Genomic DNA, 13,770 nt, shown 5'->3' on the forward strand with positions numbered 1-13,770 from the left:
TCACGCCGCCAGGCCGAACTCCTCCAGCGTATAAGGCTGCCGCTGCTGCAGCACTTCGCGCAATTCCATCGCCTTGCTGAACAGCCAGCCCTGTGCATGAATCTGCGGCGCGATGCTGCGTATGAGCTGCAATTGCTCTTCCGTCTCGATGCCCTCGATGACCACCTTCAGCTCCAGCTCGGTGGCCAGGCGCAGCAGGTTGGGGACCACCGAGCGCAGCGGTGAACCGGTGCTCAAGGCACTGGTGAAAAGCCGGTCGATCTTGATGCCGTCGAACTGCGCATAGGACAGATGCGACAGATTGGCACTGCCGGTACCGAAGTCATCGATCCAGATCGCAAAGCCCGCCTGGCGCAACAGCTCGATGTTCTGTGTGAAAGTGGCCGAACGGATGTCGGCACGCTCGGTGACTTCCAGATGCAATTGCGGACGCAGGCCCGGCGTGGCCGCCGTCAGTTCGAGCGCGAACTCGATGAAGTCCGCATCCTCGATGTCGGCCACCTCGGTATTGACCGCCAGCACCAGCATCGGATCGGCCTGCAGCAGATCCTGCATCTCGCGCAGCGCACGCGCCAGTACCACCTTCGCGAGCGCCGTGCTGAGCCGGTTTTGCGCCGCCAGCGGGACGAAGATTTCCGGGCCGATCTCGGGTTCATCCGCCGGGCGCCAGCGCGCCAGCGCTTCGTATCCCTTCAGGCTCAGGTCGCGCACGCAGACGATGGGCTGGTACAGCAGCACGATCTCGTCATTGGCGATGCCCTCGCGCAGCTTCTCCACCACACCCTGATTGCGGCGCAGGCGCAGATGCATCAGGTAGGCCAGCGCACCCAGCAGGAAACTGCCCGCCAGCAGCGCCACAAAACTCAAGGGCTGGGCCAGCGCAAACCAGTGCAGGCGCGCGCTCGCCTGGGCGCACAGGGCCATGTCGCGGCTGCATTCGGTGATGTCGATGCCGGGCAGCAGGTCCATCGCGCCGGCCGGGTTGTAGCGCAGGCCGTCGCGCTCGGCATAGGTGTGCGTGCCGTTGCCGTTGGTGATGCGCAGCGATACATCCTGATAGAAACGATTGAGATCGAAGGTCGAGGGCGAGGCGATGGCCAGGCTGCGGTTCAGGGCCACCAGGTTGGTCTGGTAATGCGTCTGCAGCACTTCCTGATGGCTCCACACGCTGAAGCCGCCGCGCGCATGATAGTGCGGCTCAGGCAGGCGGGTGAGCTTGTCCAGTTTGCCCCACAGCGCCGTACAACGCACCACGCCCTGCTCGATGCGGCCCAGGTCGGCCACATAGCTGTTGGCATAGGTGATGTTGCGCAGGATGGTAAGGTCGCCCTCCGAGCACATCTCGAAGGGACTCGCTTCGGCCCGGCGCAGCGCATCGGCGGTGGCGCGTCCGGCGTCTTCCGCACGCTGCAAGGCCTGCATCGACGAGGCGTCGATGTGGCGGATCTCCGAAATGGTCAGCGCGAGCTGCGCCAGAAAGACGCCTCCGACCATGCTGGTGCAGGCCCAGAGGAGAATTTTCCAGGAGGAAACGCGCCGGAAGACTTTGCGATTCATTGCTGAGACAGTAATTATTTCGCGCAAGCTTAATTTAAAACCGCGTCTCCTTATTCGGTTTTTTTCGTTGGCGATTGTTTTGCATCGTGTTTTGCGGCGATTTCCCAGCGCGCGGTACGAACGCGCATCGCAACTGATGCGCGCCATCCACGAATCTCGCCAGTCCTCGCTGCCACGCGGATTGGCTCACGCCATGCGCCATCGCGCCGGTCTCAGGAAGTGACCTTGACCGCGCGGCCGATGTAGAGGATGGGGCCGGTCGGACGGCCCGTGGGCGAGCCGGTACCCGGCTCCAGGGTGATCTCGAAGAGCTGGTCCGGCTGCAGCGGTGGCAGTTTGTCCAACGGGACTTCCTGGGTCTTGCCAGGCTTGACGATGCCCAGCGAGACCGGGCCGTTCCAGTTGGCCCCCTTGGTCCAGAATTGCAGCGCCTTCTCCTGCGGCACGGTGGCCACGCCCAGAGGGATCAGGTTGAGGCGGCCGCTGCCACCGGTCTGTACCACCCAGCCGGGGGCCTTGTCCTGCGGCGCCACCAGTACCACCATGTAGGCCGGCGCACGCGTCGGCGGCTCGGCACGCAGCATGAGCACGGCCAGCAGCACCGAGCAGGCCAGCGCCGCGCCGGTACTCCAGCGCCAGAATTGCACGCTCTCCCACCATGCATGCCAGCCGCCACGCTGACGTACCGGGGCCGGCATGGGCAGGCTGCGCTCGATGCGCTGCCACAGGCTGGCCGAGGGCTGCACCGGTTCGGCCAGTGCGGTCAGCGGATGCAGCTTGGTTTCCCATTCATCGACGGCGGCACGCAGTGCGCCGTCCGTGGCCAGGCGCTGCTCCACCGCCTGGCGCTGTGCGTGCGGCAGCGTCCCCAGCACGTACTGGGCCGCCAGCCATTGCAGTTCATCGTGTGATGCATTCATCCGATACACTCCCGCAGCGCGGCCAGGCCGCGCTTGATCCATGCCTTCACCGATCCCAGCGGCGCTTGCAGGCGCTCGGCGATTTCGCCATGGGTGCAGCCATCGACATAGGCGTAGACGATGCTGGCGCGTTTGGCATCGCTCAACTGGCCCAGGCACTCGTCCAGCCGGCCGAGATCGGCTTGCCACTCGGGTGCATCCACGGCGGGCTCGGCGCGGTCGGCCAGTTCTTCCATGTCATCACCGGCGGCGACTTCGTGCTGCATGGCGCGGATGCGATTGAGTGCCGTATGGCGTACTACCGTGTAGATCCACCCGCGTGCCGCTCCGCGCGCCGGGTCGAAGCTGGCGGCGCGGTTCCACAGATTGAGGAAGGCGTCATGCAGGACGTCCTCGGCCAGTGCGCGATCACGCACGATGCGCAAGGCCACCCCCAGCAGATAGCGGCCCTCGTGTTCGTAAAGCGCCTGCAATGCACGGCGCTCGCCGCGCGCGCAGGCCAGCAGGGCGGCTTCATGATCGAAGGAGGCGGGGACGTCAGTCACGCGAAATCAGGCTCCGGGCGCAGGTTGCCCGGCCGGAACGTCCGGCCGGGGTGACCTGGATTATAGCGAGGTTATGGCCTGGATTACGCTCGCATCAGGAAGCCTTCCAGAAGATATAGTCGGCCTGATAGCCCACCTTCTGCTTGGCACCCGCCGAACCCATGTCGCAGCGATCAGCCGGTGCCACGCCACCCTTGGTGGCGACGCGCTGGATATAGGTCGTCTGCGTCATCGCACCCATGCCGGTAGCCGGATTGGCCTTGACCAGCTGATGCGGGATATTGCCGGTGCCAGCCGGGGCCACCGCGACCTGCGCACCGGTCACCTTGGATCCGTCGCTGCTCTCCCAGGTGGCCGGCGGGCCGTAGTAGCGGCCGACCTGCATGCCGCTGCGATCCTTGAGCACGGCATCGGGGCCGACGAAGGTCCATTCGAACTGGCCGGGCATGTCCTTCTTGGCGCGGCACTCATAGAGGATCTCACCCACGCCCACGGTCTGCAGGACCACCTTGTTGCCGGCCGGGACCTTGACGGCGTCCGGCAGGCTGTCCTGCGAATACATGGTCGACATGGGCGCGCAGGCCGCCAGCGTGAGGGCCGCGGCCAGGGGCAGGGCGATACGGAGGGAACGGGTAGACAGGATGGCAGTTTGCATGATGGGCTCCTTGTTTCTTGAAATGAATGGTCGTCTCGTGCAGCCCGCCGCCGCATGCGCGACAACGGGGCTGACATGAGGTACTACCCGCGAGGAGCCGATCTGGATGCAGTGATCTGAAAATATTTTTTAAAAAAGATGGGCGGGAGAATTGGTGAGTATTTTTAACGGGAAATTCTACTTCTCCCGCCGCAGCGCGAACACCGCACCCGCCAGCACGATGAAGCCGCCGATGATGGCTTTCTGCCAGGTACTGGGCACGCCGGCCAGGATCAGCACGTTGTTGATCAGGGTCACCAGCAGCACGCCCAGCAGGGTACCCACCACACTGCCATGGCCGCCCGTGATGCGCGCACCGCCAAGGACCACGGCGGCGATCACATCCAGCTCGCTGCCCACCAGGTCGAAGGGATTGGCCAGGCGCGTGCTGGAGACGTGCACGATGCCCGCCAGTCCGGACAGGAAACCGGCATAGCCGAACACGAACAGATGCACCGAACGCAATTTGTAGCCCAGCCGTTCGGCGATGGCCAGGCTGCCGCCCACGGCGTAGACGGCGCGCCCCATCAGGGTCTTGTTGAGCAGCCACCAGGTCAGCGCACTGGCCAGCACCAGCACCAGCACGGTGGCGGGCAGCACGGCGTGCAGGCCGCTGGCCGTGTCATGCCGCGCCAGGGCCAGCTTGCCGAACTGATCCATGGCATGCGGCACGTTCATGAAGAACACGGTCCCGACGAAGGTCAGCAGGATGCCGCGATAGAGATACTGGGTACCGATGGTGACGATCAGCGAGGGTGCCTTGAGCCAGTCCACCAGCAGCCCGTTGAGCACACCCAGCGCGGTGCCGCCAACCGCACCGGCCAGCAGGATGACGGCAATGTGCGTCTCCGGGAAATACGTCATCACCACCTTGGTGATGGAATACATGGTGAGCGCCGCGATGGCCGCGAAGGAGACGTCGATGCCACCGGCGGCCAGCACGATCATCACGCCCAGCGCAAACAGGCCCAGCGTGGTGCAGGCGCGCACGATGTCGAACAGCACCGCCAGCTGGAAGAAGGCGGGATTGATCAGGGCCACCGTCACCACCACCAGCAGGATCAGGACGAAGGTGAACAGCGAAGGGTTTTTCTTGAGCAGCGCACCCAGGCTGGCTGCCGCGCTGCGCGGGGGCAGGGCGGGACTGGTGTCGGTGTGGGCGTTCTGGCGGGTCAAAGTGCTTGCATCCATGCTCGGTTCTCAATGTTCGTGGCTTTGTTCGGAGACCAGGTCGTGCGCGAGGTCGCTCTCGGACAAGCCCTCCACCTCGAAGCGGCGCACGATGCGTCCGCGCTTCATCAGCAGCAGGTTGTCGCAGTTCTGCAGCAGCTCGGGCAGGTCGTCGCTGATGAGGATGACGCCCATGCCCTGTTTTGCCAGGTCCTGGATGATGCGGTAGATGATGTCCTTGGAACCCACATCCACGCCCACCGTCGGCCCGTGCAGGATCAGCACGCGCGGATTGATGGCCAGCCAGCGGCCGATCAGCACGCGCTGCTGGTTGCCGCCGGAGAGCGACTGCACCGGACGATCCACGTCCGGGGTGGCGATCTGCAATTGCCGGACCGTGTCCACCGAGAAGCGCTGGCAGGCCGCCGCATCGAGTGCGCCGAACTTGCCGCGCATCTTGCGCAGGATGGTGGTGATGATGTTGTCGCGAATCGATTTGTCGAGGAACAGGCCTTCGCTGATGCGATCCTCGGGTACGTAGCCGATGCCATGCGTGATCGCATCGCCGGGCGCGCGCAGCGACAGTCGCTGTCCGTCCAGCACGATCTGTCCGCCATGCGCCGGTTCGACCCCGGCCAGCGCCAGGGCCAGTTCATTGCGGCCTGAATCAAGCAGGCCGGTGATGCCCAGGATCTCGCCTTCATGCAACGTGAAGCTGACGTCCTCGAAGGTGGCGCGGCGCGTGAGGGCCGTGACTTCCAGGCGGGTCTTCTGCAATTGGGCGTCGACGCGATAGCGCTCCTCGCTCAACTGTTTGCCGGTCATCAGCTGGCCCAACTGGGCCTTGGTGAAGGTCTGGATCGGTCCTTGCGCGACTTTTTCTCCATCGCGGAAAACGATGGCCTGGCCGCCGATGGCAAAGCATTCATCGAGCTTGTGGCTCACGAACAGCACGGCCACGCCATTGGCGCGCAGGCCGTTGATGACCTTGACCAGCGCATCGACTTCCTTCTGGGTGAGCGAGGTAGTCGGTTCATCCATGATCACCATGCGCGCGCTGGTGGCAATCGCGCGGGCGATGGCGATCAACTGGCGGGTGGCGATGGGCAGCTCGTCCACGCGCGTATCGAGAAACGCCGCCGTGGCCGGCAGGTTGACCGCGCGCAGGGCGCGCGCCGCCGTGTCGTTGAGGGCGCCGCGATCGAACAGGCGTGCCAGCCGCCCCTGATGGCGCACCAGCTGGGCGCTCAGGGCGACGTTCTCGGCCACGCTCATGTTGGGCAGCAGCGAGAGATCCTGATACACCGTCTCGATGCCCAGCGACAGCGAGGCCAGTGGCGTGAGCTCGGCCACGCGTTCGCCCTGGATGAAGATTTCTCCTTCGCTGGGCGGCTGGGCCCCGGCGATGATCTTGATCATGGTGCTCTTGCCGCAGCCGTTCTCGCCCAGCAGGTGATAGATCTCGCCGGCGTGGATGGTCAGATCGATGCCGCGCAGGGCATGCACCCCGGCAAAGCGCTTGTGGATACCCTGCAGCCGCAGGAATTCCTGGGCAGGCGCGCCGTCGGGGCGGGAAGTGTCGTGAGTGCTCATAGTCCAACGCGATGACGAAGGACATCCGCCGTGGCCGGGATGATGATGCGGGCGCGCGGCGGATGTCCGGTGGGTCTGATCAGGCCGCGATCAGAACGCGTACTGCTTGTAGTTCTTCTTGTCCACTTCGACCCAGGCCTGGCCGGTGACGATCACGCCCACGCCCGGACCCTTCTTGACGCTGACCTTGTTGTAGCCGGGAATGCCCAGGTCCATGCCGTCGGTGATCTTCTTGCCCTGCACCAGCATCATGGCGGCCTTGTTCATGGCCAGGCCGGCATCCTTCGGATCCCAGAAGGCGATGCCACCCACGGCACCCGACTCCAGGAACTTGGCCGCTTCGCTCGGCAGGCCGGTGCCATAGACACAGACCTTGCCCTGCAGGCCGGCCTCTTCCACGGCGCGGCCGATACCCAGCACGTCGAGCGACGACGAACCCTGGAAGCCCTTGATGTCAGGATGCTTGCGCAGGATTTCCTTGGCCTTGGCGTAGGCCTTCTCGGCATCGTTGGCCGATTCGTTCTTGGCATCGACCAGGGTCATCTTGGGATACTTCTTGGCGGCATTGGAAGCGCCGCCATCGGCCCATTGCACCTGCGACTGGCTGCCCAGCGAACCGACCAGCGACGACCACTTGCCGGTCTCGCCCATGCAGGCGGCCAGCCGGTCATTCAGGCGGGCGCCATAGGCGGTGTTGTCGAAGGCTTCGATATCGACCAGAGTGTTCTTCTGGTTGTCGGCTTCATGGGTGACCACCTTGATGCCACGATCCAGGGCGCGCTTCAAGACCGGCTCCAGAGTGGGCGGATCCATCGACACCACGGCGATGGCATCGACCTTCTTGGCCACCAGGTCTTCCACCAGGCGTTGCTGCTGGGCGGCGTCCGATTGGGCCGGGCCGATCTGGCGCGTGGTCACGCCGGGATTGGCGGCAGCGAATTCCTTGACGCCCACTTCCATGCGGTTGAACCAGCTGATGCCGGTGATCTTGACCACGGTGACGATATCGATGGGTTTGTTCTGCGCCTGCAGCGCGCTGGCAAAGCCGATGGCTGCCAGAGCCGAACCCAGTACGCAAGCCGATTTCTTGTTCATCATGTCTCCAGTTTCCCCACTATGTGGATGGATCTTGACAGGCGGGGTGCTGTTCAAGACTTGCGCAATTGCGCCTTTGAATTCGGGAAAAAATCACGCCAGCTGACCCGCGCCGAGGCCAGGAAACACAGCAGCAGCAAGCCCCAGGCGCAGTCGCGGAAGAAGTTGGAAATCTCCAGCAGGTTGAAGGTCGAGGACAGCAGCTGCAGCGCCAGCGCCGAGAAGAACAGGCAGACCATGCGCCCGTAGCCGCCTTGCGGACGGATGCCGGCCATCACCGCGATCAGGATGGCGATGAGCAGGTAGGAGTTGCCATAGTCGGCCTTCACGCTGGCAGTGCGTGCGGCGATGATGACGCCGGCCACCGAGGCCAGCACGCCGCTCAAGGTGTAGGTGGCAAAGCGCAGGCGATTCTGCGAGATGCCCGCGTAACGTGCCGCGCGCGCATTGGTGCCCAGCAGGTAGAGCTTGATGCCGAACAGGCTGTAGCGCATCAGCCAGCCCACGCCCAGCAGCAGCGCGACGAAGATGATGAAGGGGATCGGCACGCCCAGCACCGATTCATTGCCGATGGCCGAGATCGGATCGACCACGCTGATGCGCAGGCTGGAGCCATTGGTCAGCACCACGGCCAGTCCGGTGAAGATCATCTGCGTGCCCAGCGTGCAGAGGATCGGCGTCAGATTGCCGCGCGAAATCAGCCAGCCGTTGAGCGCACCGCCCACCAGTCCGGTGACCAGTGCCACCGCGATGAAGCCCAGGGTATACGTCCACGGTGCCGCATCGGGCGCGGCCACCAGCAGCGGCATGGTGGCTGCGGCCACGACCCCGGCCAGATTGGCCAGGCCAATGCCGGAGAGATCGATGCCGCCATTGCCCGAGATCATCGCCAGCGCCACGCCGATGGCCAGCAGGCCCAGTTCAGGCAGCTGGCTGGCCATGGACTGGAAGTTGTAGAGGTCCAGGAAGTCGCCGCGCGAGAACACGGTGGCCACCAGCAGGATGGCCAGGTTGATGACCAGCAGGAACAGCAGTTGCGGGTCGGAGATCTTCAGTTTCATGGTCGGTTCACCTTGCGGGGGAATGTCATTGCGCCTGCGCCAGCGCACCGGCGTTGGCCTGCAGCAGCGCCAGCGCTTCCTGGCGGCTGGGCATGGACGGGGCGGTGCCGGGGCGGGTGACCGAAATGGCTGCCACCGCCGTGGCCAGCCGCGCGGCCTGCTCTGCGCTCATGCCTTCGGCCAGTCCGGCGGCGAACGCGCCGTTGAAGGCATCGCCCGCGCCGGCGGTCTCCACCACGGTGCCTGCGCACAGGGCCGGCAGATGCAGCGATTGCGAGCGGCTGTGCAGCAAGGCACCCTGCGCGCCCAGCGTGATGAGGGCGCAGCCCACGCCGCGTTCCAGCAGCACGTCGGCAGCGCGGCGGGCATCGTCGACGGTGTGGATTTCGATACCGGTCAGCAGGGCCGCTTCATGCTCATTGGGGGTGATGAAATCGCACAGGCCATAGATCTGCGGCGGGAAGTCCAGTGCCGGGGCCGGGTTGAAGACGGTGGTGGTGCCTGCCGCACGGGCGATCTGCAGGCCGGTGAGTGCGGCCTCGGGCGGCTGCTCCAGCTGGGTGACGAAGACACTGGCCGCTTCGATGGCCTGGTGTTCGCGTTCCACATCCTGGGTGGACAGTTGCGAGGCGGCACCCGGCACCACGATGATGGCATTGTCGCCGCTGGCATCGTTGACGTAGATGAAGGCTGCCCCGGTGGGGGCATCCTCGATCACGCGCACGTGCGGGGCGATGGTTTCCTGACGCCACAGCGAAAGCGCGAAGTCACCGAAGGAATCCTTGCCGATGGCCGAGATGAAGCGCACCGGCGCACCGACGCGCGCAGCGGCCACGGCCTGGTTGGAGCCCTTGCCGCCGGGCCCCATGGCGAAGCCGGTGCCGGCGATGGTCTGGCCCAGGCCGGGCATGCCGGGTGCGCGGAAAGCGAGGTCGGCCACGTAGATGCCCAGCACGGCCACGCCGGTCTTGTGCGAGAGGGAAGTCATGCTCACGCCTCCGGTGGCAACACACCTTTTTTGAGCAGGAAGCAGCCGTAGAAGCGGCGCTCGCCGGTGGCGATCACGCAATACGCTTTCTTGGCCGCTTCGTAAAAGGCGAAGCGCTCGATGGACCCGAGCGGACGTTCGCGGCCTTCAGCCTGGTTGACTTCCTGTTGCAGTTCCTGCTGTACCGGCGGGATGGTGGCAGGTTCGCCCATGATCTCCATGCGCCGCACCGGCTGCTCCACGGCATTGTCCAGCGGCAGTACCGAGAGGATGGCGCGCGCAGCTTCGGTGGTGCCCACGCCATCGATGCGCAGCACCTTGCCCAGCACCGTCTGTCGGGCCACCGAGTCGGCCGGGAAATTGGCGTCGCACAAGACCAGTTCGTCACCGTGGCCCATCGCGCGCAAGGCGTAGAGCACATCGGCGTTCAATAAAGGATGCAGATTTTTAAGCATGTCGTCTCCTGTGGATTTTATAAGTATGCTTATAGAATAAATCTAAATCTTGTTGCTTGGGAGTCCTTGTTCAGCTTGATTGTTCACCGTAAAAAACTAATATTTCAAGATTTAATTTCTTTCGGTTTATTAGTCAGCATATCGTCAGGACTTCGTCAGGAAAACCGTATTGCGCTGAAGCACAAGGTTGTCATTCGCCATAAGGAATCCAGATGTTCTTGACGTGCGTGGCCTGGCGCAGATATTCGCTGCCTTCAGCTTGCGCAGCATCGTGCCAGTCGGTGACCTCGCCGTGATCCACGAAGCAGCGCTTGAGATTGCCGACGGACAGCCGCTCGGCCGTCGCCGAGAACTCGGCCGGTCCGCGTACCCACAGGGCATCGACCTCGTCATGCTCGGCCAGTACGGTGAGCAGCTCGGCGCTCTTGCCGGTGACGATGTTGATGACACCGCCGGGCAGGTCCGATGTATCAAGCACCTGATACAGATCGGTTGCCACGAGCGCTGCCTGCTGGCCGGGGACTACCACCACGCGGTTGCCCATGGCGATGAGCGGCGCCACCAGGCTGATGAAGGACAGCAGCGGCTGTTCTTCCGGACAGACCACGCCGACCACGCCGATGGCTTCCGGCATGGCCAGGGCCACGCCACGCAGGGGTGGCTGGTGCACGGCACCGTCGTACTTGTCGGCCCAGGCGCCATAGCTGAAGAGGCGTTTGATCGCGGCGTCCACTTCAGCCCGCGCGGCCTCGGTGGAGACCCCGGTGGTGAGGGCAATGCGGCGCGCGAATTCATCGGCGCGCGCTGACAGATTTTCCGCGATGTAATACAGCCCCTGGGCGCGGCGATGGGCAGTCGCGCTGCTCCAGCCACCGGCCTTGACGGCAGCGGCGACAGCGTTGCGGATATCCTTGCGGTTGCCCTGGCCCACGTCTTCCAGACGTTCGCCACTGGCCGCGTGGCAAGCCATCGAGACTTCGCCATCCGGACGGACCTGCTTGCCGCCGATGTAAAGCTTGGCAGTGCGGTCGACCAGGCCGCCTTGCAGCGGAGAGTCCTTGCGTGCGCCGGCCGGCGTGGCCGATGCAGTATTGCGTTGCGCGCGGTTCAGGCGATGGCGCGGTTTGAGGTATTCGTAGCAGCCTTCGCGTCCGCCCTCGCGGCCATAGCCGGATTCGCGCACGCCACCAAAACCGACGGCCGCATCGAACTGGTTGGTGCTGTTGATCCACACCACGCCCGCTTTCAGCTGCGGGGCCACGCCCAGGGCCAGGCCGATGGTCTCGCTCCAGACGCTGGCGGCCAGTCCATAGCGGCTGTTGTTGGCCAGTTGCACGGCTTCGTCGGGGGTGCGGAAACTCATCGCTACCAGCACCGGGCCAAAGATTTCCTCGGTGGCCACGGTGGCAGCGGGATGCACGCCGGTCAGCAGCGTGGGCGGATAGAAGCAGCCGCCGGGCGGCACATCGAGGGCCACCTGATGGCACTGCGCACCTTCACGCACACCCTGTTCGACCAGGCGCCGCACGCGTTCCAGCTGCACCGGGGAAATCAGCGCACCCATGTCGCTGCACTTGTCCAGCGGTGCGCCGACCTTGAGTTTTTCCATGCGTTTTTTCAGCCGCGCGATGAAGAGATCGTGGATGCCTTCCTGCACCAGCAAGCGGCTACCGGCACAGCAGACCTGCCCTTGGTTGAACCAGATCGCATCGACCACGCCTTCGATGGAGGCATCGATATCGGCATCATCGAAGACGATGAAGGGCGACTTGCCGCCCAGCTCCAGCGTCAGCGACTTGCCGCTGCCGGCGGTCTGTGCGCGGATCAGGCGGCCCACTTCGGTGGAGCCGGTGAAGGCGATTTTCTGGATGCCGGGATGCGCGACGATGGCCGCGCCCGTGCTGCCATCGCCGGTGACGATATTGAGCACGCCCGCTGGCAGCCCGGCCTGCTGTGCCAGTTCGGCAAAGAGCAGGGCCGTCAGCGAGGTGTCTTCGGCGGGTTTCAGGACCACCGTATTGCCCAGCGCCAGCGCCGGGGCGATCTTCCAGGCCAGCATCAGCAGCGGGAAATTCCACGGCACGATCTGACCGACCACGCCGACCGGAACATGATCAGGGAATTCGCTTTCCTGCAACTGCGCCCAGCCGGCGTAGTGATAGAAGTGGCGCGCCACCAGCGGTACGTCCACATCGCGTGATTCGCGCAGTGGTTTGCCGTTGTCCATGGTCTCCAGCACGGCCAGCAGGCGGGCGTGGCGTTGCACGGCGCGCGCCAGCGCATACAGGTGACGCGCACGGCCATGGCCGCCCAGCGCCTGCCAGCCGGCCAGCGCGGCCTGGGCGGCGTTGACGGCGGCATCCACATCCGCCGCCGAGCCTTGGGTGAGATGCGCCAGCCGCTTGCCGCTGGCCGGGTCGAGATCTTCCAGCTGGCCGCCGGGCTGGGTGAAACGTCCCGCGATGAAGTGGCCGAACGAGGCCTCGTGGCTGGCCAGCCAGGCGCGGGCATCCTTGTCACTCTCGGGGGCGGGGCCGTAATCCATGGTGTCGAAATAGGTGGAAACGCTCATTGTGCTTGTCCGTGCAGGGTGGCTTAGCCGATGGCATGCCGGTTGAAGGCGGAGTAACGGCCGGTGACGTGGTGTTCCAGCTGGCGTTCGATATCGGCCAGCAGGCTGGAGGCTCCCACGCGGAACAGATCGGGTTGCAGCCAGTCGTCACCCAGTTCTTCCTTCATCAGCACCTGGTATTCGAGGACATCCTTGGCCGTGGCGACTCCCCCTGCGGGCTTGTAGCCGACCTGGATGCCGGTCATCTCCTGGTACTGGCGAATCATGCGCAGCATCACCAGCGAGACCAGCGGCGTGGCGTTGACGCTCTCCTTGCCGGTGGAGGTCTTGATGAAATCAGCGCCCGCCATCATGCAGACCATTGAGGCCTTGGCGACGTTGCGCAGGGTCTTCAGTTCGCCGGTGGCGAGGATGGCCTTGACGTGGGCGTCGCCACAGGCATGGCGGAAGTCGCGCATCTCGCGGTAGAGCGCTTCCCAATTGCCGGTGAGCACGTGTTCGCGAGTAATGACGATGTCGATTTCGGCGGCACCATCGCGCACCGAGGCTTCGATTTCCTTGAGCTTCAGGGCGTGCGGATTGAGACCTGCCGGAAAGCCCGTCGACACCGCCGCCACCGGAATATTCTTTCCTTCCAGCGCTTCCACTGCCGTCTTCACGAAGCGGTGATAGACGCACACCGCACCCGTGGTCAGCCCGCGTGCCTGCATGCCCAGCGCTTCCAGCAGATCGGCGCGCACCGGATTGGCGGCCTTGGCGCACAGGCGGCGCACGCGTTGCGGGGTATCGTCGCCGGACAGCGTGGTGAGATCGATGCAGGTGATGGCCTTGAGCAGCCAGGCGGCCTGCGCATCCTTCTTGACCGAGCGGCGGCCCTTCAAGGTGGCGACGCGCTTTTCGGCGGCGCTCAGGTTGATGCGCAAATGTTCGAAGGCGGCAGCGTCATAGGGCTGCACGCTGTTGCGCGGATGGCCGGCGGGCGCGCTATCCTCGCGCACGATGTCGGCCTCGCCCTGCGCACGGCGCAGGGAAGGGGTCTTGCTGGTCATGTTCATGGCTGCGTAACTTTTAGTTAATTACCGTAGGCTGATGCTTACGGGCAGTGTCTCTTCCATGTGCT

At 64.6% G+C, this 13,770-nt stretch carries 12 protein-coding genes; all 12 read right to left on the reverse strand.

Annotation, left to right across the window (positions count from 1 at the left end; all coding sequences use genetic code 11):
* The 12 genes from JOD78_RS12615 to deoC all read right to left on the reverse strand — a co-directional run bounded on the left by JOD78_RS12615 (nucleotide 1) and on the right by deoC (nucleotide 13,705).
* Nucleotides 1-1,557: an EAL domain-containing protein gene (locus JOD78_RS12615; protein WP_245202101.1), complete on the reverse strand. Its 1,557-nt coding sequence runs from the start codon at nucleotides 1,555-1,557 to the stop codon at nucleotides 1-3.
* Nucleotides 1,558-1,769: 212 nt separating this feature from the next.
* The gene (locus JOD78_RS12620) at nucleotides 1,770-2,477 is read right to left on the reverse strand and encodes an anti-sigma factor (RefSeq protein ID WP_134137231.1); all 708 of its coding nucleotides are present in this window, start codon (nucleotides 2,475-2,477) and stop codon (nucleotides 1,770-1,772) included.
* The gene (locus tag JOD78_RS12625) at nucleotides 2,474-3,022 is read right to left on the reverse strand and encodes a sigma-70 family RNA polymerase sigma factor (protein ID WP_209567831.1); all 549 of its coding nucleotides are present in this window, start codon (nucleotides 3,020-3,022) and stop codon (nucleotides 2,474-2,476) included. The genes JOD78_RS12620 and JOD78_RS12625 overlap by 4 nt, the downstream gene beginning before the upstream one ends.
* A 94-nt stretch (nucleotides 3,023-3,116) precedes the next feature.
* Entirely contained in the window at nucleotides 3,117-3,677 is a 561-nt protein-coding gene (locus JOD78_RS12630; RefSeq protein ID WP_039789139.1) for a DUF3455 domain-containing protein, read from the reverse strand.
* A 177-nt stretch (nucleotides 3,678-3,854) separates the two neighbouring features.
* Nucleotides 3,855-4,907, reverse strand: coding sequence for an ABC transporter permease (locus JOD78_RS12635; RefSeq protein ID WP_204724950.1), 1,053 nt, complete (start codon nucleotides 4,905-4,907; stop codon nucleotides 3,855-3,857).
* 9 nt (nucleotides 4,908-4,916) lie between these two features.
* Nucleotides 4,917-6,479 (reverse strand): sugar ABC transporter ATP-binding protein, encoded by a 1,563-nt coding sequence (locus JOD78_RS12640; protein ID WP_209567829.1) that lies wholly within the window; start codon nucleotides 6,477-6,479, stop codon nucleotides 4,917-4,919.
* Between the two features lie 90 nt (nucleotides 6,480-6,569).
* The gene (locus tag JOD78_RS12645; RefSeq protein WP_034331985.1) at nucleotides 6,570-7,577 is read right to left on the reverse strand and encodes a substrate-binding domain-containing protein; all 1,008 of its coding nucleotides are present in this window, start codon (nucleotides 7,575-7,577) and stop codon (nucleotides 6,570-6,572) included.
* A gap of 50 nt (nucleotides 7,578-7,627) precedes the next feature.
* Nucleotides 7,628-8,635 carry an ABC transporter permease gene (locus JOD78_RS12650; RefSeq protein WP_134221499.1) on the reverse strand — a complete coding sequence of 336 codons (1,008 nt, stop codon included), beginning with the start codon at nucleotides 8,633-8,635 and terminating at the stop codon, nucleotides 7,628-7,630.
* A 25-nt stretch (nucleotides 8,636-8,660) separates the two neighbouring features.
* The gene (gene rbsK, locus JOD78_RS12655; RefSeq protein ID WP_034331986.1) at nucleotides 8,661-9,623 is read right to left on the reverse strand and encodes a ribokinase; all 963 of its coding nucleotides are present in this window, start codon (nucleotides 9,621-9,623) and stop codon (nucleotides 8,661-8,663) included.
* A gap of 2 nt (nucleotides 9,624-9,625) precedes the next feature.
* Nucleotides 9,626-10,078, reverse strand: a complete 453-nt coding sequence (locus JOD78_RS12660) for an RbsD/FucU family protein (RefSeq protein ID WP_039789135.1) — start codon at nucleotides 10,076-10,078, stop codon at nucleotides 9,626-9,628.
* Nucleotides 10,079-10,268: 190 nt separating this feature from the next.
* A complete protein-coding gene (locus tag JOD78_RS12665) occupies nucleotides 10,269-12,650 on the reverse strand; it encodes an aldehyde dehydrogenase family protein (protein ID WP_209567827.1) in 2,382 nt (793 codons plus the stop codon).
* A 23-nt stretch (nucleotides 12,651-12,673) separates the two neighbouring features.
* Complete coding sequence (gene deoC, locus JOD78_RS12670; RefSeq protein WP_204724954.1) at nucleotides 12,674-13,705, reverse strand: deoxyribose-phosphate aldolase; 1,032 nt, start codon at nucleotides 13,703-13,705, stop codon at nucleotides 12,674-12,676.
* Nucleotides 13,706-13,770 lie beyond the last annotated feature (65 nt).

The sequence above is a fragment of the Herbaspirillum sp. 1130 genome (assembly GCF_017833835.1).
In the GTDB taxonomy this organism is placed as follows: domain Bacteria; phylum Pseudomonadota; class Gammaproteobacteria; order Burkholderiales; family Burkholderiaceae_D; genus Herbaspirillum; species Herbaspirillum huttiense.